Source organism: Pseudoalteromonas sp. 2CM37A, assembly GCF_023161885.1.
Lineage (GTDB): Bacteria > Pseudomonadota > Gammaproteobacteria > Enterobacterales > Alteromonadaceae > Pseudoalteromonas > Pseudoalteromonas atlantica.
The window spans coordinates 1-23,277 of record NZ_JALNTJ010000011.1 but is presented as its reverse complement, the minus strand read 5'-3'; the positions used below and the strand labels follow the sequence as shown (position 1 = coordinate 23,277).

Annotated in this window: 18 protein-coding genes and 1 rRNA gene; 14 read left to right on the top strand and 5 right to left on the bottom strand. The window is 42.2% G+C overall.

What is annotated here, in order from left to right; all coding sequences use genetic code 11:
• The first annotated feature begins 2 nt into the window (after positions 1-2).
• The 8 genes from ribD to MTF68_RS17430 all read left to right on the top strand — a co-directional run bounded on the left by ribD (position 3) and on the right by MTF68_RS17430 (position 8,615).
• Positions 3-1,136 (top strand): bifunctional diaminohydroxyphosphoribosylaminopyrimidine deaminase/5-amino-6-(5-phosphoribosylamino)uracil reductase RibD, encoded by a 1,134-nt coding sequence (gene ribD / locus MTF68_RS17465; RefSeq protein ID WP_248463166.1) that lies wholly within the window; start codon positions 3-5, stop codon positions 1,134-1,136.
• A gap of 16 nt (positions 1,137-1,152) precedes the next feature.
• Positions 1,153-1,806: a riboflavin synthase gene (locus MTF68_RS17460; RefSeq protein WP_054983490.1), complete on the top strand. Its 654-nt coding sequence runs from the start codon at positions 1,153-1,155 to the stop codon at positions 1,804-1,806.
• Positions 1,807-1,835: 29 nt separating this feature from the next.
• Entirely contained in the window at positions 1,836-2,948 is a 1,113-nt protein-coding gene (gene ribBA / locus MTF68_RS17455) for a bifunctional 3,4-dihydroxy-2-butanone-4-phosphate synthase/GTP cyclohydrolase II (RefSeq protein WP_055254705.1), read from the top strand.
• Between the two features lie 101 nt (positions 2,949-3,049).
• Entirely contained in the window at positions 3,050-3,514 is a 465-nt protein-coding gene (ribE, locus tag MTF68_RS17450) for a 6,7-dimethyl-8-ribityllumazine synthase (RefSeq protein WP_004586865.1), read from the top strand.
• A 15-nt stretch (positions 3,515-3,529) separates the two neighbouring features.
• Entirely contained in the window at positions 3,530-3,940 is a 411-nt protein-coding gene (nusB, locus tag MTF68_RS17445) for a transcription antitermination factor NusB (protein WP_004586866.1), read from the top strand.
• Between the two features lie 94 nt (positions 3,941-4,034).
• Positions 4,035-5,009, top strand: a complete 975-nt coding sequence (gene thiL / locus MTF68_RS17440; RefSeq protein WP_004586867.1) for a thiamine-phosphate kinase — start codon at positions 4,035-4,037, stop codon at positions 5,007-5,009.
• Positions 5,006-5,491, top strand: a complete 486-nt coding sequence (locus MTF68_RS17435) for a phosphatidylglycerophosphatase A (protein ID WP_024031690.1) — start codon at positions 5,006-5,008, stop codon at positions 5,489-5,491. The genes thiL and MTF68_RS17435 overlap by 4 nt, the downstream gene beginning before the upstream one ends.
• Positions 5,492-5,528: 37 nt before the next feature.
• Positions 5,529-8,615, top strand: a complete 3,087-nt coding sequence (locus tag MTF68_RS17430; RefSeq protein ID WP_029773767.1) for a ligand-binding sensor domain-containing diguanylate cyclase — start codon at positions 5,529-5,531, stop codon at positions 8,613-8,615.
• Positions 8,616-8,665: 50 nt separating this feature from the next.
• Here the strand turns inward: MTF68_RS17430 and MTF68_RS17425 are convergent, their stop codons facing one another.
• From MTF68_RS17425 to MTF68_RS17410, 4 genes are all read right to left on the bottom strand, one after another.
• Entirely contained in the window at positions 8,666-10,777 is a 2,112-nt protein-coding gene (locus MTF68_RS17425) for a hypothetical protein (RefSeq protein ID WP_248463213.1), read from the bottom strand.
• A 193-nt stretch (positions 10,778-10,970) separates the two neighbouring features.
• The gene (dxs, locus tag MTF68_RS17420) at positions 10,971-12,833 is read right to left on the bottom strand and encodes a 1-deoxy-D-xylulose-5-phosphate synthase (protein WP_096042164.1); all 1,863 of its coding nucleotides are present in this window, start codon (positions 12,831-12,833) and stop codon (positions 10,971-10,973) included.
• Between the two features lie 102 nt (positions 12,834-12,935).
• Positions 12,936-13,823 (bottom strand): (2E,6E)-farnesyl diphosphate synthase, encoded by an 888-nt coding sequence (ispA, locus tag MTF68_RS17415; RefSeq protein WP_248463165.1) that lies wholly within the window; start codon positions 13,821-13,823, stop codon positions 12,936-12,938.
• 2 nt (positions 13,824-13,825) lie between these two features.
• Positions 13,826-14,068 (bottom strand): exodeoxyribonuclease VII small subunit, encoded by a 243-nt coding sequence (locus tag MTF68_RS17410; protein WP_004586873.1) that lies wholly within the window; start codon positions 14,066-14,068, stop codon positions 13,826-13,828.
• Between the two features lie 315 nt (positions 14,069-14,383).
• Here MTF68_RS17410 and pomA point away from each other — a divergent pair, with 315 nt between their 5' ends.
• The 4 genes from pomA to MTF68_RS17390 all read left to right on the top strand — a co-directional run bounded on the left by pomA (position 14,384) and on the right by MTF68_RS17390 (position 18,777).
• On the top strand, positions 14,384-15,151 hold the full coding sequence (pomA, locus tag MTF68_RS17405; protein ID WP_004586874.1) for a flagellar motor protein PomA: 768 nt from the start codon (positions 14,384-14,386) through the stop codon (positions 15,149-15,151).
• Positions 15,152-15,153: 2 nt separating this feature from the next.
• Positions 15,154-16,074 (top strand): flagellar motor protein MotB, encoded by a 921-nt coding sequence (locus MTF68_RS17400; protein WP_004586875.1) that lies wholly within the window; start codon positions 15,154-15,156, stop codon positions 16,072-16,074.
• A 202-nt stretch (positions 16,075-16,276) separates the two neighbouring features.
• Positions 16,277-16,786 carry a hypothetical protein gene (locus tag MTF68_RS17395; protein WP_248463163.1) on the top strand — a complete coding sequence of 170 codons (510 nt, stop codon included), beginning with the start codon at positions 16,277-16,279 and terminating at the stop codon, positions 16,784-16,786.
• A 50-nt stretch (positions 16,787-16,836) separates the two neighbouring features.
• Complete coding sequence (locus tag MTF68_RS17390; RefSeq protein ID WP_248463161.1) at positions 16,837-18,777, top strand: DNA topoisomerase III; 1,941 nt, start codon at positions 16,837-16,839, stop codon at positions 18,775-18,777.
• A gap of 22 nt (positions 18,778-18,799) precedes the next feature.
• Here the strand turns inward: MTF68_RS17390 and MTF68_RS17385 are convergent, their stop codons facing one another.
• Positions 18,800-20,113, bottom strand: a complete 1,314-nt coding sequence (locus MTF68_RS17385; protein WP_248463159.1) for an amidohydrolase — start codon at positions 20,111-20,113, stop codon at positions 18,800-18,802.
• A 94-nt stretch (positions 20,114-20,207) separates the two neighbouring features.
• Between MTF68_RS17385 and MTF68_RS17380 the strand changes: the two genes are divergently transcribed.
• Together MTF68_RS17380 and MTF68_RS17375 are read left to right on the top strand one after the other, a co-directional pair.
• The gene (locus MTF68_RS17380) at positions 20,208-21,065 is read left to right on the top strand and encodes a tetratricopeptide repeat protein (protein WP_024031324.1); all 858 of its coding nucleotides are present in this window, start codon (positions 20,208-20,210) and stop codon (positions 21,063-21,065) included.
• 628 nt (positions 21,066-21,693) lie between these two features.
• A 16S ribosomal RNA gene (locus tag MTF68_RS17375) occupies positions 21,694-23,229 on the top strand.
• Positions 23,230-23,277: the final 48 nt, after the last annotated feature.

The window sequence follows — 23,277 nt, the reverse complement described above, 5'->3', positions numbered from 1 at the left end:
TAATGCAAAACCAAACAACCTTTACTGCGCAAGATGAAATGTACATGGCACGTGCCATCGAGCTTGCAAAAAAAGGGCGATTTACAACCACCCCCAATCCTAATGTAGGGTGTGTTTTAGTTAAAGATAACCACATAATTGGTGAAGGGTTTCATCAATTAGCTGGGCAGGGGCATGCTGAGGTTAATGCCCTTGCTGTAGCAGGTGAAAACGCAAAAGGTGCGACTGCGTATGTTACGCTTGAACCGTGTAGCCATTACGGACGCACTCCGCCGTGTGCAGAGGGCTTAAAAGCGGCAGGTGTAGTAAAAGTTATTGCAGCTATGGTCGACACCAACCCACAAGTCGTAGGTAAAGGGCTTAAAATACTCAGCGATGCCGGTATTGAGGTTGCATTTGGGCTTTTAGAGCAGCAAGCGCGGGCACTTAATTTAGGTTTTTTTAAGCGTATGGAGCAGGGACTTCCGTATGTTACGTGTAAAATGGCGGCCAGCATTGATGGTAAAACCGCGCTAAAAAATGGCCAAAGTAAGTGGATCACCGGAAGCGCTGCGCGACAAGATGTACAATTACACCGAGCACAAAGCTGCGCTATTTTAACGGGCGCCGATACGGTTATTACCGATGATGCTAAGCTCAATGTGAGGTTAAGCGAGTTGCCACAGGCTTTGCCTACTGAATTACCCCTACGCCAACCGGTGCGTGTTATAATTGACTCACAAAATAGGCTTACACCAGAGCTGGCAGTATTTAATATTGAAAGTGAAATAATAATTTTTACTACCAAGGTTGATAAATCAACGCAGTGGCCGCATTTTGTAAGGCATATAGAAGTACCACAGCAAAATAACAAAGTTAATTTAACGTCTGTTTTAGCGCACCTTGCTAAGCTGCAATTTAATCATGTTTATTTAGAAGCGGGTGCTACACTTGCCGGTAAAATGACAGAGCTTAATTTAATAGACGAATATATATTTTATTTAGCGCCTAAACTAATGGGGTGCGATGCAAAAAGCTTAGTTAATTTTGCACCGCTGACAGATATGCAAAACACCGTTAATTTGACGTTTAAAGAGTGTGTGAAAATAGGCGATGATTTACGTATAACCGCCACAAAACACATTCCAATCACTTAATTAAAAGAGTAGGGCTATGTTTACTGGAATAATTGAAGCCACAGGCAAAATTGCGCTATTACAAAAAAAACAAGGCGATTTAGCCATTCGCATTCAAAGCGCTAATCTTGATATGAGCGATGTAAAGCTTGGCGATAGCATTGCCACAAATGGCGTATGTTTAACGGTAGTTGATAAGCACATTGATGGCTTTAGTGCCGACTTATCAAACGAAACTATCAGCTTAACTGGGTTTGCAAATTATAATATTGGCCAAACAGTTAACCTTGAAAAAGCCATGCAGCCGGTTTCACGTTTAGGCGGGCATTTAGTGTCAGGTCATGTTGATGGCATTGCAACCATTACAGCCATTACTAGTAATGCGCGCGCCACAGAATATTGGCTAAGCACCGATGAAAACTTAATGAAGTACATTCCTTACAAAGGGTCTGTATGTATAGATGGTATAAGCCTGACAGTAAACGCTGTACAAGGTAATACATTTAAATTAACCATAGTGCCGCACACAAGCGAGCAAACCACCATCGCTGATTTTAAAGTGGGCACACGCGTTAATTTAGAAGTCGACCAAATTGCACGTTATTTAGAGCGCCTTATTAAAGGGGCTGAGCAGCCGACTGGCTCAGATATTTCAATGAGCTTACTAGCTAAAGCTGGTTTTGTTAAATAACGACACTGATAACTTACACGAGCAAATTTATGAATTTACACAGCGCACAAGAAATCATCGACGACATTAAAGCCGGTAAAATGGTGATTTTAATGGATGACGAAGACAGAGAAAACGAAGGTGATTTAATCATTGCAGCAGAGCACATTAGCGCCGAAGCAATTAACTTTATGGCCACTCATGGCCGTGGCTTAATTTGTTTAACTATGACGCAAGAGCGTTGTGAGCAGCTTGATTTACCGTTAATGGTAAAAAACAATGGCGCAGCGTTTTCTACTAACTTTACTATGTCGATTGAAGCTGCCAAAGGCGTAACAACGGGTATATCTGCAGCCGATAGAGCGCGTACAGTTCAAGCGGCAATTGCAAAAGGCGCCGTACCAAGCGATATCGTACAACCTGGACATATTTTTCCTATTATGGCACAGCCAGGTGGCGTGTTAACGCGCGCAGGCCACACCGAAGCCGGGTGTGATTTAGCACGTTTAGCCGGCCTTGAAGCCTCATCAGTTATTGTAGAAATCCTCAATGCCGATGGCACTATGGCGCGCCGCCCTGATTTAGAAGTATTTGCTAAAGAGCATGGTATTAAAATTGGCACAATTGCAGATTTAATTGAATACCGAAACCTTAACGAAACCACCATAGAGCAAGTGGCTAAGTGTAAATTACCCACTGAGCACGGTGAGTTTGATTTAGTAACCTACAAAGATACGATTGACGGCCAACTGCACTACGTATTGCTAAAAGGCGAAATTAAAGAGCAAGAACCAACGCTTGTGCGCGTGCACTTACAAAGCACCTTTAACGATATTTTGCTTTCAGACAGAAGTGCGGACCGTAGTTGGGGGCTTTCTGATGCAATGGCTTACATTGCAGAAAATAACGGTGCACTGGTTATTTTAGGTAAACAAGAAAGCACCGAAGAGCTAGAGGCCACAGTAAAAGCGTTTGCTGCTGCCGATGCTGGCGAGAATGTTACGCCGCGTAAATTTAAAGGCACATCACGCACTGTTGGTGTGGGCTCGCAAATACTGGCTGATTTAGGTATTAAGCAAATGCGCTTAATGAGTCGCCCTAAAAAGTACCATGCACTTTCGGGCTTTCATTTAGAAGTGGTTGATTACGTTGAGCCACAATAAGGGCTCAGCTTTTAACTAGTCTATTTTTTTATTTTTATGGTATGATGCGCAGCAATTTTTGCGCAATCGCAACCGCTTGAACATATTTTTAGGGTTATCAAATGAAAATTATTGAAGGTAATAAGTACGCTCCAGGCAAAAAATTCGCTATTGTTATTTCTCGTTTTAACGATTTTATTGGTAGCAGCCTACTAGAAGGTGCTGTTGATGAGCTAAAGCGTACTGGTGGCGTAGCCGATGATGACATTACCGTTGTGTATGTACCCGGTGCAGTAGAGTTACCTTTAGCGGCAAAACGCATTGCGGCAAAAAAAGAGTATGATGCAATCATCGCATTAGGCGTAGTGATCAGAGGTGGTACACCACACTTTGACCTCGTTGCTGGCGAATCTAACAAAGGCCTTGCAAATGTATCGCTTGAGTATGATATCCCGGTTGCATTTGGCGTATTAACCACAGAAAGCATTGAACAAGCAATTGAACGCGCTGGTACCAAAATGGGTAACAAAGGCGGCGAAGCGGCATTAGGCGCGCTTGAAATGGTTAATGTGTTAGATAAAATTTAAGTTTAAGGAATTTTTGTGAAACCAGCAGCAAGACGTAAAGCACGTATCTTAGCACTTCAAGCCGTTTATTCTTGGCAATTAAGTGGCAATTTAATTGCCGATATCGAACAACAAATGTTGATCGAAAACGACGTGACTAAAATTGATGTTGAATACTTTAAAGATTTAGCGCGTGGCGTTGCCGTTAATTATAAGCAACTAGATGAAGCTGTATCTCCGCATTTAACACGTCCATTTGATGATTTAGATATGGTAGAGCGTGCAATTTTACGTTTAAGCGCGTATGAGCTTAAATTCCGTGAAGATGTGCCATACAAAGTAGCAATCAATGAAGGCATTGAGCTTGCTAAAATATTTGGCGCTGAAGACAGCCATAAATTTGTAAACGGTGTACTTGATAAAGCTGTTAAGCATTTACGCAAGTAATACTAACCTTGCTAAAGCGCTCTGCTAAAGGGCTTAGCTTTAACAGTTAGTACACGTTAAAAAGGAGAGCCGGCATAGGTCGGCTTTTTTGTGTATGAAGGAATTTGAATTAATAAACCGCTACTTTAAAGGTCGTGGTATAACTCGTCGTGATGTAAGCCTAGGAATAGGGGACGACTGTGCATTAGTTACCGTTCCGCAAAACTGCCAACTTGCAGTAACAACTGATACGCTTGTATCGGGTGTTCATTTTTTTGATGACATTTCTCCCCGAGCATTAGGACACCGAGCACTGGCCGTAAATCTAAGTGATTTAGCAGCCATGGGGGCTGAGCCTACTTGGGTGTCGGTGGCATTAACCCTACCAAATATTAACCAGCAGTGGATTGAAGAATTTACTGAGGGAATGCACGAAATTGCTGAGTACTTTAATGTACAAATAATTGGTGGCGACACTACGCAGGGCCCTTTAACAGTTACTATATGCGCTAAAGGCACTGTGCCAGAGGGCAAAGCTTTACGCCGTGCAGGTGCTAAAGTGGGCGACTGGGTATGTGTAACCGGCACGCTAGGTGATGCAGGCTTGGCTATTGAATCTCGAAAGCGTGGCCTAAGTATTGAGCCTGAGCACTTAAAGTACATAAATAGCCGCTTTGATTACCCCACTCCACGGGTGGCTGCAGGGCAAGTATTACGTGGCCTTGCTTCATCAGCTATTGATGTGTCTGATGGCCTTATGGCGGATTTAACCCACATACTTGATATGTCACAAGTCAGCGCCAGTATAAATATTGAAAACATCCCAACCTCAGACGCTATGCGTTCAAGCCTGAACTTTGAGGCGCAATTGCCGTATATTTTAGGCTATGGCGATGACTACGAATTACTTTTTACTGTCTCTGAAGATAATAAAAGCATGTTGGAGCTTAAATTACGTCAATACGGCGTAGAAGCAACGTGCATAGGGCAAATAAAAAGTGGCGAAGGGCACATTGAGCTTTTACACCACGGTGAAAAATTTAATTTTGAGCAACAGGGCTTTGAGCACTTTGCCAAGGAGCAGGTTTGACTAGCAAAAAACAGTTTAATTTAAAGCGCCCGCACCAGTTATTTGGCCTAGGGTTTGGCACTGGCCTTGCGCCTGTTGCGCCAGGCACCTTTGGTACATTTGCTGCTTTACCATTTATTTTTATGACCATGTATTTTCCGCTTTGGCTACAAATCGTGTTTGCCGTGGTTATTAGTATTTTTGGTATTTGGGCGTGTGGCAAAACCGCCGATGATTTAGGTGTGCACGACCACCCAGCCATAGTGTGGGATGAAGTTGCGGGTTATTACATTACGATGATTGGTGCAGCGCTTAGTTGGCAAACCTTACTTGTAGGCTTTTTATTATTTAGATTTTTTGATATTGCCAAACCTGGCCCGATCAAAACGCTCGATAAGCGAATGGACGGCGGCGTGGGTATAATGGCTGATGATGTACTTGCCGGTATTTTTTCGCTTATTTGTTTGCAAGCGTTAATAAAAGCAGGTTTACTACCCTTTTAATTTTTGTGTTTTATTTGTTTAACTAGGTGGCAGCGAAATGATGCGATTTTTACTGGTATGTGTACTTATGTTGTGTGCCATGCCAAGTTGGGCTTCTATTACTGATTACGTTGTTAAGCAATGGAATATCAAAGATGGCTTGCCCTCGCAATCGCTAAAAAGTGTTGTGCAAGATCAGCAAGGCTATATGTGGGTCGGAACGCAATTTGGTCTTAGTCGTTTTGACGGCACAACTTTTACTAATTACAACACACAAAATAGTCCTTTTTTGCCAAGCAATGGTATTAATAAACTGCTCATAGATAGTAATGGCTATCTGTGGGTGGGCACTAAAAGTGGCTTGGTGGTCATAAACCCGCAAACGCTTGCCGCACAAGAATTTAATATTAAAGGCCCAGTTAGAGACATATTAGAAGATGCCAAGGGCAGCATTTGGATTGCAGCTAATGGGCTTTATTATGTAGACCGCAACCAAGTTGATTTACGTGATAAAGCGAACGAACTCGTTCCTATTGTAAATGCCACCGTGATCACCCAAATAGTGGGGTCGGTTAGTCAAATGGCGCTTTCTCCAGAGGGGATTTGGCTTGTCAACGACCGTCATTTACTACGCTTAACTAAAAGCGCCTCTGATTTTTCAAAACTCAGGTTGGAGTTAACAGCTAAGGTGTCATTGCCTGAGCGGTTAGCACAAACCATTGTTCATGATCTGTCTTTTTTAAATGGTAATTTATATTTAGCCTCTGAACTGGGTGCTTACTTTTTAGATTTAGACGATGAACTAAGACCTTTCCCGCTTCCGAATGCGAATAACTCAGCTGTGTATAAATTTATGAGCGACACCAATGGTGGCTTATGGGTTTCTACTTATGGACGACTGCTTTTTAGAGCTAAGTCGGGTGAATGGCAATGGGTTGAGCCAAGTCAGCTAGATCAAAGTATTTGGTTTGCCGATATTTACCGCGATAGCCAAAATAATATTTGGCTTGCAAGTTTTAGCGAAGGCTTATGGCTTGCACACGAAGGGCGTATTGAGCGCCACTCTGCTTTATCGCAAATGACAGAGGCCGTTATGGCAATTAGCCAAGCGCCCGATGGTAATTTATGGGTGGCAAATAAAAGTGGTATTGGTTATTTCGATTTAAATAAAAACTTTGTCAATAAAATACCCAGTGCGCAATTTGGCCGCGCAACAGTACACGACTTACAGTTTGATGGCTCGCGTTTATATATAGCGACCGGACGAGGGCTGTTTTTTTACGAGCAAGATAAACTATACAGTTTTCCTGGCAGAGCGCTGCGCGACAATCCGGTATTTGCTATTAGCCCATCAAGCAAAGGCGGTTTTTGGATAGGTACAGGGCGTGGCTTGTATAGGCTGAGTTATGGCGGGTTAACACCCTTTGCATACAATGCCTTTTTAGGCAGTAAATTTATAACGTATGTGCTCGATAAAGCAAACTTTGGTGTAATAGGGACCAGTAAAGGGGCGTATTACTTTACTGACCGTGGCATTGAAAAAATAGGTGACCAAACTTCGCTCGAAAGTGCATACATCACCAGCGTATTACACATAGATGGTGTAGGTATTTTAATTGGCTCGCTTAATGACGGCTTATTTTACAGAAGTTTGCAAGGGCATTGGCGACAGTTAGATGCAGCCAACGGCTTACCCTATGGCTCTATTTTTAGCCTAGAGTATGACGAAACCTATAAGCGTGTATGGGTAAGTACCATGAAAGGTGTTTACCGTATGCCAGTAGCGCAATTTAAATCAGAGGTGTCGAGCTTAAAAGTGGAAGAGGTTATTTCTTCTTTTGATAGGCAGCTCGATGGTAAAGCAAGCCAGTGTTGTAACGGTTTAGGACACGATGCCGTTGCCATGACAGATTATTCAATTTGGTACCCAAGCTTACAAGGCATTGTAGAAATACCTAAAAATACCGAGCTATTTGGCCTAAATGTATTAAAGCCTAAAGTAGAAACACTAACCACACCACTGCGCGCGTTAACTACCGCAGCATTGGGCGAAAAGCCTTTACTAGATACTGATGAGCGCGACATAACGTTAAAGTACACAGCCATCGATTATTACGCGCCAAATAGTATTGAGTTTAGATATAAGTTAAGTGGGTTAGATAGTGATTGGCGCTATGCTAATGCACGCCGAGAAGCCATTTATACAAACTTACCGGCGGGGTCATTTTTATTTGAGCTTGAGGCAAAACGCCAAGGCGAAGATTGGGACAGAGCGCAAACTGTCGAGTATGCATTTGTAGTACCGCAGCGCTTTGACGAAACTATTTACTTTAGATTGCTAATTGTTAGTGGGTTTATTTTACTGTTTTACTTTATTTTTTGGGTATTTAGAGCGCAAGAGCGCCGTAAGCAAGAAGTACTCGAAGCCCTGGTTACAGAGCGTACATTAGAGCTGCGCCAAGCTAACGATAAATTAGGCCAAGTAAACTCACAGCTTAAACTAGTTAGTCACTCAGATGAGCTTACAGGGCTACGTAGCCGCCGCTTTTTGTTTGATCAGCTCCCTAAAGATATTGAGCACTTCCAACGTAATGCACAGTCTTTACAAGCGCAAGGAAAGTCACTTGTACTGCTTATTATCAACTTTGATAACTTTAGCCGTATAAACGATGCATATGGCCCAATAGCAGGAGATAGCTGCTTACAACAAATGGCAGCGTTACTTAATTCGCGTACCCAAGGCTCTGACTATGTAGCACGCTGGAGTGGGGATGAGTTTTTATTATTGCTGCGCGATTTTAAGTGCAACATGATTGACAGCTATGCCTCTGATTTATGCCAAGCAATCGCTTTAAATTCGTTTCAATTACCAAACGGTAAAACAACCAATATTACGGCTTCATTGGGGTGGTCTTTTTACCCACTGCCGCTTTTAGGTGGGCAAGTAATAAGCTGGGAAACGTCGATAAACTTAGCCGATATAGCGCTTCATCAGGTTAAAAAACGTGGTGGTGACGGTGTGGCAAATATTACGTTTGATAAACAGTTGGATGCGTTTGAGTTTGAGCAAAATTCGAATGTAGATCAGCAGCTGGGTATTTTACAAAGTAATGGCTTAGCAGATATTAAAGTGTGGATGCGATAATGCCCAACCTACAAAAGTAGGTTAGGCATGGTGAGGGTAACGCTATTTAATTACTGGTTTAGCCACGCTGGTAAAATAGCCACTGACTCAGGTGCACTAAATGCCATACTTGCATCGGCACTTATATCTCCCCCTGCGGTACTTAAAATATTATTAAAGCGCATAACTACGTTGTTAGACTTTTCGGCAACGTATAAATCGGTTCCGCTATACATAATATCAACAGGGTTTCCTAATAATGTATTGGGCCCGCTAATCGTCGCGCTTATATTAACTAGTCCCGAGGCATTTGCGGTATTATTTAATACATAAATTTTGCCATCGTCAGCAACAGCTGCGCTGCCTACATCAGAAAGTATTAACGCACCACTTAATGAGTCGTAATCTATTCCATGAATATTGGTAGGTCCTGCTAGTGCTTGTGAATTATTGGCAGGTGTAATTAATCTATCTTCTGTACCTATTGTGGTCTCGCCACTTAGTAGCTTATTTTTAACTTGATCAAATACCGCTACAGTGCCATTGGTTAGCGCAACAAAAGCGCGGTCAGTGTTACTGTCGTAATCAACATCCCACGGGCGTGCATTATTGGCAAAAGTTAAGGTCATAAGAGGTGATACATCGCCGGTGGCACAGCTTGAAAATATAGTAATGCTCGGCGTGGTTTCATTATTTTCAGCCACAAAAATCATTCCACTATCGGAGGCAATATCTAATCCTTTAGGTGAAATAAGGCCTGTATTGCTTCCTGAAATCAGTCTATCTTGGCTGGCGTTAAATGTTTCGCCATCACGGTTATAAGCCACTTTAGTAGAAATGACGATTCCGCCCATTCCTGTACTGGCATTATCGAATGTTGCGTAGCTATTACCTGCTTTATCAAAGCTAACGCTTTCTATCGTTTGGCTTGCATTATAGCTTGCAAGTTCGCTACTTAATGCTGTATTTAAACGGCTAATTTGGCCTGTTGTATCACCCGCAGTGCTTGGATTACTGGATACGGCTACGCCTAATAGCGCCATATTAGGCTCAGTACTATCTGATATATCAGCCATTGAGCTTTGAGTTAGCGTGTTAGTAATTGACTCTGGCTTAGTAGACGCAGTACTTAAATCGGGCGCTATATCGCCACTTTCACCGGCAAATATATTACTAAACACTAAAATTGCATCGTTTGATTTTTCGGCCACACGTAAATCGCTACCCTCAAGGGTAATATCTACAGGGTTGCCTAGCATAGTCGCAGGGCCTGAAATACTGCGTGCAACAGATGTATTACCTTGCGCAGTAGAGGCATTATTAATAACAAAAAGCGCGCCATCGGTAGCATCTGATGCGCTACCAACATCCGATAAAATAAGTTTATTGGTGGTTTCATCATAAACAATGCCGTGAATATTTACCGATATTTGCACACCACCGGCATCGCTTGGTGTAATAGTACGACTTGGCATAGCGGTAAATTCACCGCTTACAAAATTATCATAAACCGCGACATCACCGTTGGTAAGTGCTACATAAAGTCGGTCGTTTACGTGGTCATAATCAACATCCCACGGGGCGGCTTCGGTAACAGTGGTAGCAAGCGGCGCGGCATCTCCCGCTGCAGCACTGCCAAATGTGGTAATTTGCATGGCACCAAAATCAGCTATAAATATCAGCCCGCTATTTTTTGCAATCGCTATGCCCTTAGGATTAACCAGTGTAGTGGCAGGGCCTGTAATTTCACGGTCTTGATTAGTACTAAAGCTTGCACCATCATCGCGATTGGCAAGTTGGCATATAGTTTTAATGCTACCATTTTCGCTGTCGCTTGCTTGTATTAAATTACCGAGGCTATCAAAGGTTACGCCTTCATTTGCAGTGGTATTAAAGGTTTTTAATTTGGCAGCGTCCTGGTTTATTAAATCAACAGTGCCTGCGTTTTGATCGCCGTTATTAGCTAAAATAAACGTGGCTGCACTAAAGCCGGGGTTACCGTTTGTGCCATCGCTTCCATCTTGACCATCTGCTCCCGGCGTACCGGCTAAACCGTTTTCTCCATCATCACCGCTACACCCTGAAATACCAAGTACTATCCCAAGCGCTAATGCTGAAAAACAAAGGGGGCGTTTAAGTGAACTGTTTTGTGTATGAAAGTGAGTTAAATTAGCTTTTTTCATCATTTTTACCTTTTAATATTCCATCAAATGAAAGTAAATAACGTGCCTGTTTATACTCCTCAGTACGTACTATTTACTGTGTTAACCTCATAGGGATAACGCGTAGAAATACACATTGGATGCAAAAATTTAAAAAATAAAAAACAAAAAAGGAGCCATCAGGCTCCCTTTAAAAACTAGCTAGCAAAAATAATTAAGCGATAAACGATTTTATTGAATTTAAAATGCCTTGTTCGCCTAAGCCCATTTCATCGTGCATTTGCGCTTGTGTGCCGTGCTTAATAAATTCATCAGGAATACCTAAGTTAAGCACCTTTAGGTTGGCTTTTTGCGCTGCTAAATATTCATTAACCGCTGAGCCTGCGCCACCACAAATAGCGTTGTCTTCAAGCGTTACTATTACATCATGAGTTTGGCTAAGCTCATCTAATAAACTTGTATCAAGTGGCTTAATAAAGCGCATATTAACTAGCGTTGCACCTAGCTCACTTGCAGCAAGTTGCGCGTTTTCAAGCAAAGTACCAAAGGATAAAATAGCAATTTTAGCGCCTTGTTTAATGGTATTGGCTTTGCCTATTTCTAGTAGCGTCATTTCGCTTTGAATATCGGCAGTACCGGCACTACCACGAGGGTAGCGAACTGCTACAGGGCAATTAGCCTTATAACCGGTATAAAGCATATGGCGGCACTCGTTAGTATCACTTGGGGCCATAATAACCATGTTGGGAATACAGCGCATAAAGCTTAAGTCGTACGCACCTTGGTGTGTTTCGCCGTCGGCGCCTACAATACCAGCGCGGTCTATAGCAAAAAGCACAGGTAAGTTTTGCAGTGCAACATCATGGATAAGTTGATCATACGCACGTTGTAAAAAGCTCGAGTAAATAGCTACAACGGGCTTTAACCCTTCACAGGCAAAACCGGCGGCCAATGTGACAGCGTGCTGCTCTGCTATGGCTACATCGAAATACTGCTCTGGGTGCTCTTTTGAAAAACGCACCATACCTGAGCCTTCACGCATTGCCGGGGTAATAGCCATTAATTTTTTATCTTGCTCGGCCATATCACACAACCAATCACCAAACACCTTAGAGAAAGTGGCGGCACCAGGTTTAGATTTAGGTAAGCTTGATGTATTAGGGTCAAACTTTGGCACACCGTGATAGCCAATAGGATCAGCTTCTGCGGGTTTATAGCCTTTTCCTTTTTGGGTTTTTATATGTAAAAGCTGAGGCCCTTTTAAATTACGCATATTACGCAGTGTATCTACGAGCATATTTACATCGTGGCCATCAATTGGGCCAATGTAATTAAGACCTAGTTCTTCAAAAAAGGTACCTGGAATAACCATTCCTTTTAGGTGCTCTTCTACTTTACTGGCAAGCTCTTTAACAGGAGGCACGCCAGAGAGTAACTTTTTACTGCCTTCGCGAATATTTGTGTAAAAGCTGCCAGATAAAATACGCGCAAAGTGATTAGTTAACGCACCGACGTTTTCAGAAATCGACATTTCGTTATCATTTAAAATGATTAACATGTCAGATTTTACATCGCCTAAGTGGTTCATGGCTTCAAATGCCATACCTGCTGTAATGGCACCATCGCCTATAACGGCAACAGTTTTGCGGCCTTTGCCTTCTTTTTGAGCCGCAATAGACATACCAAGTGCTGCCGAAATAGAGGTGCTTGAATGGCCTACGCTAAAGGTATCGTATTGGCTTTCTTCACGAAAAGGGAATGGATGTAATCCGTCTTTTTGACGAATTGTATGCATTAAATCGCGTCGACCGGTTAAAATTTTATGCGGGTATGCTTGATGGCCTACATCCCATACAAGGCGATCTTCTGGTGTGTTATACACATAATGTAGAGCAACGGTAAGCTCAACAGTTCCTAAACCAGACGCTAAATGGCCGCTACTTTGCGAAACAGAGTTGAGTAAATAGTCTCGTAACTCGTTGCTAAACGCAGGGAGTTTATCTTGCGCTATATCGCGTAAGTGGGCTGGTTCGTCAACCAAGTTAAGTAATGGATACTTGCTACTATCAAGTGTCATGGTATTTATTTTATCCTTCGCTAACACCGGTGCTAACTTATTAGTTGTTACCGCTGTTGAGTAATAATGTCAGTGCTAAATGGCAATACGTATATGTAACACTCAATGGTCACGTTTAATCAGGTAGTTTGCCAGCGCCGCTAGAGCAGAGGTATCAACATCTATTTTGTTTAATGCTTGATGCGCTTGCTCTATTAAATTTTGCGCCATTTGCTTGGCACCTTGCATACCTAATAGGGCCGGATAAGTTGCTTTATTAGCAGCTAAATCAGAGCCTTGTGGCTTACCTAAAGTAAATGTGTCACCTTCAACATCTAAAATGTCGTCGTGCACTTGAAATGCCAGCCCTATAGCATACCCAAAAACACGTAAGTTTTCTAAGGTTTGTTTGTCTGCTTTTTCGCTACATAATGCACCCAATGTAATGGCACAGTTGATTAAGGCACCCGTTTTTAATTTATGAATTCGTTCAAGCTGTTGTACTGTAATCACTTTATCTGTGGCTGCAATATCTAGCCCTTGCCCGCCTACCATGCCTTCAAGCCCCGATGCTTTAGCCAGTGCGCTGATCATTTTTACTTGTGTTGATGCGCTGCAGGTGAAATTGTGAGCCGAGATAAGTTCAAAGGCTAATGTTTGTAGTGCATCGCCTGCTAAAATTGCATGCGCATCGTCAAACTCTATATGGCAAGTTGGGCGTCCACGGCGAAGGTCGTCATCATCCATGGCTGGTAAATCATCGTGCACCAACGAGTAGCTATGAATACACTCAATAGCAGCAGCAAGAATATCTAAATCTAGCTTATTAGCTCCGAGCATTTCGCCACTTGCGTAGACTAAAAAGGGGCGTAAACGCTTGCCACCGTTAAATAAGCCGTACTGCGTAGCTTCTTTTACTGTGTGTGCGGTATCAAGGGGTTGATCAAAGTACTGTTGCAGGGTCTTTACGACATCTTGTTGAGCACATTCTATTTTTTCTTGTATGCTCACGGTTATTCCATATCGTTGTTAAATGAAGTAAGCGCTGCTTTTTCGTCATTACCCATCAAAATAGACACTTTTTGTTCTGCTTGTTGTAACTTACCCGTTGAGGCGTTAGCTAAGGCTATACCACGCTCAAATTGCTTTAACGACTGCTCAAGCGATAAATCACCTTGTTCCATTTCACCGACAATGGTTGATAGTTCTTCGAGTGCTTGTTCAAAACTTAGGTTTTCAGGTTTTTTAGTCGCCATGTTTAATTTCAGCCAGCATGATAAATTTAGGAGCCAATTTTAGGGGGAATGCTAAACTAGGTCAAAGGATGATCGTTGTTTTTTGAGTTATATCAGTTTAAATCGTATTTTTACCATGTATAAGATGCGTATTAGTGCTCACTGTGTACAATAAAATTAATCAGTCGCTAGGCGAGTAGAGTATCTTGATCTAAAATTAGGCCAAACACAGTGTTTTACACTTTTTTCAAAAATGGCTTAAGTATTTCAGTATCTTGCCGATAAGCAGTTAATAATAAAAGTTTGAATAACAAAGTATAATACTTTGGAGGAAATGTGGATTTAGCAACCATAATTGGGATCCTTGGCGCAATTGGTTTAATTGTCATGTCCATGTTTATGAGTAGTAGCGGTGAAATGGGGATGTTTGCCGATGCGCCTTCTAGTGTAATTGTATTTGGTGGCTCACTATTTATTGTGTTATCAAACTTTACCTTGTCGCAGTTTTTGGGCATAGGTAAGGTTGTTGGTAAAGCATTTATGTTTAAAATCGAATCGCCAGAAGAGCTGATTGAAAAAGCAGTTGAACTTGCTGATTCAGCCCGTAAAGGGGGGTTTTTAGCCCTCGAAGAAGCCGAAATACCAAACCCTTTTATGCGCAAAGGTGTAGATATGCTCGTTGATGGCCACGATGCTGATGTAGTTCGTGCCACGCTTCAAAAAGACATTTCTTTAACCACAACTCGTCACGAACTGGGCGCCGGTTTATTTAAGTCACTTGCCGATATAGCCCCTGCAATGGGTATGATAGGAACGTTAATAGGCTTAGTTGCTATGTTATCTAACATGGATGACCCTAAAGCCATTGGCCCCGCAATGGCGGTGGCATTATTAACTACTTTATATGGTGCATTTTTAGCAAATGTAGTGGCTATTCCTATTCAGGTAAAACTGGAGCTTCGCAAAGACGAAGAAGCCATGAATCAGCGTCTAATACTGGATGCTATTTTAGGTATTCAAGATGGCCAAAACCCGAAAGTAATTGAAGGTATATTGAAAAACTACCTTGCTGAGTCTAAGCGCAAAGTAGATACCGAGGAGTAACCATGTCTGATCAAGAGTGCAAATGCCCACCCCCAGGTCTGCCTGCTTGGATGGGAACATTTGCCGACTTAATGTCGCTTTTAATGTGCTTTTTTGTACTTTTGCTCGCGTTTTCAGAAATGGATGTACTTAAATTTAAGCAAATAGCTGGCTCGATGAAGTTTGCATTTGGTGTGCAAAACAAAATAGAAGTAAAAGATATCCCTAAAGGGACCTCGGTTATTGCTATGGAATTTACCCCAGGTAAGCCTGAACCTACCCCGATAGAAACCATTCAGCAACAAACCGTTGAAATGACTCAGCAAATGTTAGAGTTTCAAGCGGGTGATGAAAGCTCTGCGGGGGGTAGACAAGAGCAACGTGGCGATAAACGTGGTGGCGAGTCACGTAGTACATCGCAGCAGCAATCTTCAGAGCAAGCAACTTCAGCCGCCGATCAAGAACAAACTAACGAGTTAGTGAAAAAAATAGCGCAACAGCTCGAAAAACAAATTATCGACGGTGCAATCGAGCTTGAATCTTTAGGGCAGCAAATCATTATTCGTATCCGTGAAAATGGCTCATTTCCCTCTGGCAGTGCTTTTTTACAACCTAAGTTTAAGCCCATAATTCAAGATATTGGTGAGTTATTAAAAGATGTACCTGGAGAAATTACGGTATCGGGTCACACCGATGATTTTCAGGTTTCTAACGAGTTATATATTAATAACTGGGACTTATCTTCAAAGCGTGCTGTAGCAGTAGCAAGCGAATTACAAACGGTACAAGGGTTTGATAAAAACCGCATGATGGTAGTAGGGCGTGCTGATACTCGTCCACTTGTTCCGAATGATTCAAACGAAGATAGACGCCGAAATCGCCGTGTAGAAATATCAATCTTACAAGGTAAGGCTAAAGAGTCAGACCCTATTGATGTGCGCTAGGCGAGTAGCGGGCGCTAATTTCTCTAATTAAGTCTCTTTTTAAGGTACTTAATCGCCTAAGTATCTTGGCAAGTTCATTATTTTAGCTTAAAGTACATTTCTTTAACATATGTAATGGTGTTTCTGTGAAAATAATCGATAAATATTGCTATATGCCGGGAAATGGTTCTGGTGGTGACGATGATAAGACTAATGATTAACTATGTTTAGATGGTTCAATGAGTTATATGCATTTATTGAGCTCAGCTGGGTTTTGTTTTTACTTCCAGCTATATTTATTTTTTTTCTACGAAAAGATTATTTAGCACTCAGGTTTGTTTGTATCACGAGTGCTTTTTTCTTATTTGGTGCTTTTATATATGAGCCTTTAAAAACGTTTGATAAAGATATTAACATTTACAGGTACGTCATTTGGGCTTTTAATGATATTGCTTGGATGGCATTAATTGCTTATCTAGGCTTAAAAGATAAAGTTTATTTATGGCAATGTGTATTAGGGCAACTTGTGGTTGTAATGGCCCCAACTTTACAGTTGTTCAGAGTTGTAGATCGCCATTTATGGGATTTATCTTATAGTACTTTAATGTATAAAACTCTTTTACCTCTGATTAATATTTCTACTGTAGTAGTATGTTACCTCCCTCTTATTTATATTTTAGTTAAAAACAAAGAAGACCAGATTAGTAGTAAATATAAAACTCCCTCCCCCTAAAATAGCTGTGCTAAACTACTGTTCATATAAACAGTTAATGAGCAACTCCCATGAAACTCTATATCGCAGAAAAGCCATCACTTGGCAGAGCTATTGCTGATGCATTGCCAAAACCACATAAAAAACACGATGGTTATATAGAAGTGGCTAATGGTGACTGTGTCTCGTGGTGTATAGGGCACTTACTTGAGCAAGCTGAACCTGATGATTATGATGCGCGTTTTAAAAAGTGGCAATTTGAACACCTTCCCATAGTGCCACAGCAATGGCAGCTCAAGGCAAAAACGAAAACGCGTAAGCAATTAACTATTCTAAAAAAGCTAATTAAGCAGGCATCAGTACTCGTGCATGCGGGCGATCCCGATCGCGAAGGCCAATTGTTGGTTGATGAAGTCATAGAGCAAGCCAAAATAAGTAAAACCAAAAAGCAAAGCATTCAACGTTTACTTATAAGTGATTTAAATTTAGCGGCGGTAAAAAAAGCGCTTACTACTATGCGTTCAAATCGTGAATTTATTCCGCTTAGTGTGTCGGCGCTTGCGCGTTCACGTGCAGATTGGCTATTTGGTATGAACCTTACGCGTGCTTATACGCTGGCGGGGCAAAAAGCAGGCTTTGGCAATGTGTTGTCGGTGGGTCGCGTACAAACCCCAATTTTAGGTTTAGTGGTTAATCGGGATAACGAAATAGCTAACTTTGTGTCAAAACCATTTTATGAAGTGTTGGCGCATTTAATAACCCCTGAGCAGCAAAGCTTTGTGGCCAAGTGGGTACCAAGCAAAGCCTGCGAGCCGTACCAAGATGAAGAGGGCCGCGTTTTAAATAATGCATTAGCCGAAAACGTCGCCTCGCGAATAGCCAATCAACCAGGCGAGGTTACAGCACTTGAACAAAAACAAAAAAAACAAAGCGCGCCGCTGCCTTATAATTTATCGGCACTGCAAATAGATGCTGCAAAGGCATTTGGTATGGCAGCCCAGCAAGTACTTGATATTTGCCAAACGCTCTATGAGCGTCATAAGTTAATTACTTACCCTCGTTCTGATAATCGTTATTTGCCTAAAGAGCATCATTTAGATGCGCCTGCAATTTTAAAAGCAATTGCAGCTAATGGCGGTCAAAACACTGAGTTTGTGAATGGGGCTGACGCTAAAAAACGCAGCAAATGTTTTAACGATGCAAAAGTGGCTGCACACCATGCAATTGTACCTACCGCTAAACAACTAAAAACAGCGACTTTGGCCCCTGATGAAGCAAAAGTATATCAACTTATTAGCAGGCATTACCTAATTCAGTTTTACTCCGATTATATTTATAACGAAACTAAAGTAGAGGTAACAATTGCGGGAGGTTTATTTAAAGCCAATGCAAAGCAAGATGTAAGCTTAGGATTTAAGGTATTAATGGGCAAAGCCGAGCTAAAAGATGAAGCAACCTTACCTCATTTAACAAAAGGCATGGCGCTTAACTGCACTAAAGGTGAAGTGGTAGAAAAACACACTACGCCACCGTCTCATTTTACTGATGCAACATTGCTAAGTGCCATGACCGGCATTAGTCGTTATGTAAAAGATTCACAAATTAAAAAAATACTCAAAGAGACCGACGGGCTAGGAACAGAGGCAACCCGCGCAGGCATTATTGAATTATTATTTAGGCGTCGTTTTTTAAAGCGCGAAGGTAAATCAATTAAAGCTACACAAACAGGCTTGGCACTTATTAGTGTTTTACCAGAGGGCTTAGCTAGCCCCGATTTGACCGCTAAATGGGAGGCGAGTTTAGGCAATATTGCTCAACAAGCAATGAGCTACCAACAATTTTTACGACCACTGCTGGTGGAGCTTGAAGGTTTTGTACAGCAAGCAGCTAGTTGTGATAGCCATGTATTTTCAAAGCTACCTAAAACACCGACTAAAAAGCGCTTTGCTAAGGGTGGTAAAAAAGCACCATTTAAAAAATCTAATTATAAAAAGAACTCAGCAACCACTTAATCGCTGAGCTCTCAAATACGGCTTATTTATTATTAAATAATGCGACTGCAGCGTTACTCATGGCTTTTATACCGGTCGGTAATGCTATTTTATAATCTGGCGCAAATTTACTTGAGTGTAATGAAGGAAGTGTTTGGTTACTTTTCATCGCATTTGTATATTGCTGCTGGTTTACTCCGCCTAACCAAAATAACGTAATAGGAATGTTTTCGTCAGTTCTACCGTACAGTCCAAAATCTTCACCAGCCATAACCGCTTTTGTCTCAAGTACATTAGTTTCGCCAATTGCATCAGCAATAGCACTCCTAACAATGTTAGTTTGCTGAGGGTTATTGTAAGTAGATGGAATAGATTCATCTTCATGAACGTGAACAACAGGGTAGTGTGACTCAGTAAGGCCAGCACTTTGAGCAATACCCGCTGTAATACGTTTTATTGCTGCTATTTGCGCCGTCCGTACCTCTGGGTTGTAGCTTCTAAGCGTAAGCTGTAGTTTTACTTCATCGGAAATCACATTATGCTTTGAGCCACCATGAATAGATCCCACAGTCACAACAGAAGGCTCAAGTGGAGAAAGCTCGCGGCTTGTGATTGTTTGTAATGCTAATACCGTACGCGCCGCAATAACTACAGGGTCTACGGTAGTGTGCGGGTAGGCGCCGTGTCCGCCTTTACCTTTTATAGTTATATCTACTGAATCAACACTTGCCATGGTGTATTCATTTTTCATTGATACCTTACCCGCAGGCACGCTGGCACTAACATGCAGCGCAATAACATGATCAGGCTTAGCATATTTACTAAATAAGCCTTCACTTAATATGGCTTTTGCTCCACCGCCAACTTCTTCTGCAGGTTGAGCAACCATCATTAACGTTCCTTGCCACTTATCTTTATGGGCAATAAGTTGCTCAGCAGTACCAATAAACGAGCTCATATGTATATCGTGGCCACAACCATGCATTACACCTACTTTATTCCCATGCTCATTGGTCACTTGTACTATAGATGCATAAGGTTTACCGGTTTGCTCTGTGATTGGTAGGCCATCGGTATCAGTACGAATCATTATTGTAGGGCCGGTGCCATTTTTATTAATTCCTACCACACCGTAGCCGCCCACATTATCTGTTACGTCAAACCCAAGGTTTGTTAATTGCGATGCTATTTTTTGGCCAGTTTCTTGTTCGTGATATGAAAGCTCTGGAGATTGATGTAAGTCGAGGTAAAACTTTTCAATAGCTGGCATACTCTTAGTTAAATCTAAGTTTAGTGACTTAGCGTAAGTAAGTGGGCTTGCTATCATAAATGCTGCAGCTAGATAGGTGATTTTCATGTTTTCCCTCATTATTTGAAAGTATTTAATACTTGTATTTATTATGTTCGTCTCCATATAAAAACCTAAATAAATGAATATGGCAATTAATTCAATGAGCAACATAGTTAGTATCAACGCACAAAACCTTCAGCAAGTACTCGGTGAAACATCACAACAAAAGTTGGTGCTGCTTAACTTCCACTCGCCACAAAGTCCTGAGTGTATTAGCCAAATCGGTATATTAGAAAACTTAGCTACGCAATATAAAGATCATATTGTAGTGGCTAATCTTGATTGTGACGCAGAACAAGCACTCGCCTCGCAATTAGCGCAGCAGGTTGGCTTGCAAACATTACCTACACTTGTGTTGTTAAAAGATTCAGCTCCAGTAGATTTATTAGCGGGTGCACAAACAGACGCGCAAATTCGCGAAGCCCTGAGTAAGCATTTACCAGCGCAGCAGGACCTACTTCTTGAACAAGCAAAACAAGCATTATTAAAGTCGGACCTAAATGCTGCATTTAATTACGCAAAGCAAGCGTATGAAATAGACAGTGCAAACGCACGTATAAAGCTTGTGTTAGCCGATATATGCATTCAAATACACAAGTTAGATGATGCTCAAGCACTCATTGATACCATTGACGCCCAAGAGCAAGATGCTTATTTTCATAATATAAAAGCTAAATGCGAAGCGGCGCTAGAAGCTACCGACTCGCCAGAGATAAAAGAAAAGCAATCTCAAGTAGAAAAGTACCCAAATGACTTAGACCTGAAAATAGAGCTAAGCCAATTGCTAAATGATGCAGGACGAAAAGAAGAAGCACTCGAAACACTGTTCAGCGTACTTAAAAAGGATCTTAACTTTAATGACGCTAAAGCAAGCTTTTTAGCAATTATCGCTTCTCTACCAGATGGAGATGCACTTGCAGCAAAATACAGAAGAAAGCTTTATAGTATTTTGTATTAATATGCGCAGTTAATAAATTAACTTAAAAGCACCTTATAGGTGCTTTTTGCGTTTTATACATCGTTATATTTAAAACAAACTGGGCTTTGTATATAGGTTTAGTTTGTTTTTTGTACTGCTTTTGGCTCTTTAGAGTGAAAAATGCACGAAAGAGCTTTTATTTATAGTTTTTATTAAAAAACGCTTGCGTAAAAATCCGTTCTCCCTATAATGCGACCCCACTGAGACGGCAGACAGCAACGCTTAGCGAGGCAAGAGTCAATCAGTGAGTTGAGTAAAACTTAGTTTTAAAAACTTTCAAGTTTAACAAAATTAAGTGTTGACAAAAAAATAGGAAAGCGTAAGATGCGCAGCCCTAGCGAGATAAGGTTTAACGCTTTAATCGCAACGTTCTTTAACAATATAAAGCAATCATCTGTGTGGGCACTCGTACAGATTGAGTTCTAACAGCCAAGCTACTTAGGTAGTGAGGCAAACAAATTTAGAGTCTCAATTGAAACTGAGTGACCAACAGCAATAACTTACTTAGGTTTTACTTAAGAAAAGAATTGCAGCACAGTCAATTCAATATCGAAAGATATTAAATAAATTCAGAATTCATTGAGCTGTCGAAAGACACAAAACTTTTTAATTGAAGAGTTTGATCATGGCTCAGATTGAACGCTGGCGGCAGGCCTAACACATGCAAGTCGAGCGGTAACAGAAAGTAGCTTGCTACTTTGCTGACGAGCGGCGGACGGGTGAGTAATGCTTGGGAACATGCCTTGAGGTGGGGGACAACAGTTGGAAACGACTGCTAATACCGCATAATGTCTACGGACCAAAGGGGGCTTCGGCTCTCGCCTTTAGATTGGCCCAAGTGGGATTAGCTAGTTGGTGAGGTAATGGCTCACCAAGGCAACGATCCCTAGCTGGTTTGAGAGGATGATCAGCCACACTGGGACTGAGACACGGCCCAGACTCCTACGGGAGGCAGCAGTGGGGAATATTGCACAATGGGCGCAAGCCTGATGCAGCCATGCCGCGTGTGTGAAGAAGGCCTTCGGGTTGTAAAGCACTTTCAGTCAGGAGGAAAGGTTAGTAGTTAATACCTGCTAGCTGTGACGTTACTGACAGAAGAAGCACCGGCTAACTCCGTGCCAGCAGCCGCGGTAATACGGAGGGTGCGAGCGTTAATCGGAATTACTGGGCGTAAAGCGTACGCAGGCGGTTTGTTAAGCGAGATGTGAAAGCCCCGGGCTCAACCTGGGAACTGCATTTCGAACTGGCAAACTAGAGTGTGATAGAGGGTGGTAGAATTTCAGGTGTAGCGGTGAAATGCGTAGAGATCTGAAGGAATACCGATGGCGAAGGCAGCCACCTGGGTCAACACTGACGCTCATGTACGAAAGCGTGGGGAGCAAACAGGATTAGATACCCTGGTAGTCCACGCCGTAAACGATGTCTACTAGAAGCTCGGAGCCTCGGCTCTGTTTTTCAAAGCTAACGCATTAAGTAGACCGCCTGGGGAGTACGGCCGCAAGGTTAAAACTCAAATGAATTGACGGGGGCCCGCACAAGCGGTGGAGCATGTGGTTTAATTCGATGCAACGCGAAGAACCTTACCTACACTTGACATACAGAGAACTTACCAGAGATGGTTTGGTGCCTTCGGGAACTCTGATACAGGTGCTGCATGGCTGTCGTCAGCTCGTGTTGTGAGATGTTGGGTTAAGTCCCGCAACGAGCGCAACCCCTATCCTTAGTTGCTAGCAGGTAATGCTGAGAACTCTAAGGAGACTGCCGGTGATAAACCGGAGGAAGGTGGGGACGACGTCAAGTCATCATGGCCCTTACGTGTAGGGCTACACACGTGCTACAATGGCGCATACAGAGTGCTGCGAACTCGCGAGAGTAAGCGAATCACTTAAAGTGCGTCGTAGTCCGGATTGGAGTCTGCAACTCGACTCCATGAAGTCGGAATCGCTAGTAATCGCATATCAGAATGATGCGGTGAATACGTTCCCGGGCCTTGTACACACCGCCCGTCACACCATGGGAGTGGGTTGCTCCAGAAGTAGATAGTCTAACCCTCGGGAGGACGTTTACCACGGAGTGATTCATGACTGGGGTGAAGTCGTAACAAGGTAGCCCTAGGGGAACCTGGGGCTGGATCACCTCCTTATACGATTTAGAACTTATTTGTTCGTAGTGTCCACACAGATGATTGTTA

Coding starts and splice junctions, on each gene's coding strand:
- ribD (WP_248463166.1), top strand. CDS start 3: ATGCAAAACCAAACAACCTTTACTGCGCAAGATGAAATGTACATGGCA.
- MTF68_RS17460 (WP_054983490.1), top strand. CDS start 1,153: ATGTTTACTGGAATAATTGAAGCCACAGGCAAAATTGCGCTATTACAA.
- ribBA (WP_055254705.1), top strand. CDS start 1,836: ATGAATTTACACAGCGCACAAGAAATCATCGACGACATTAAAGCCGGT.
- ribE (WP_004586865.1), top strand. CDS start 3,050: ATGAAAATTATTGAAGGTAATAAGTACGCTCCAGGCAAAAAATTCGCT.
- thiL (WP_004586867.1), top strand. CDS start 4,035: ATGAAGGAATTTGAATTAATAAACCGCTACTTTAAAGGTCGTGGTATA.
- MTF68_RS17430 (WP_029773767.1), top strand. CDS start 5,529: ATGATGCGATTTTTACTGGTATGTGTACTTATGTTGTGTGCCATGCCA.
- MTF68_RS17425 (WP_248463213.1), bottom strand. CDS start 10,777: ATGAAAAAAGCTAATTTAACTCACTTTCATACACAAAACAGTTCACTT.
- dxs (WP_096042164.1), bottom strand. CDS start 12,833: ATGACACTTGATAGTAGCAAGTATCCATTACTTAACTTGGTTGACGAA.
- MTF68_RS17410 (WP_004586873.1), bottom strand. CDS start 14,068: ATGGCGACTAAAAAACCTGAAAACCTAAGTTTTGAACAAGCACTCGAA.
- MTF68_RS17400 (WP_004586875.1), top strand. CDS start 15,154: ATGTCTGATCAAGAGTGCAAATGCCCACCCCCAGGTCTGCCTGCTTGG.
- MTF68_RS17395 (WP_248463163.1), top strand. CDS start 16,277: ATGTTTAGATGGTTCAATGAGTTATATGCATTTATTGAGCTCAGCTGG.
- MTF68_RS17390 (WP_248463161.1), top strand. CDS start 16,837: ATGAAACTCTATATCGCAGAAAAGCCATCACTTGGCAGAGCTATTGCT.
- MTF68_RS17385 (WP_248463159.1), bottom strand. CDS start 20,113: ATGAAAATCACCTATCTAGCTGCAGCATTTATGATAGCAAGCCCACTT.
- MTF68_RS17380 (WP_024031324.1), top strand. CDS start 20,208: ATGAGCAACATAGTTAGTATCAACGCACAAAACCTTCAGCAAGTACTC.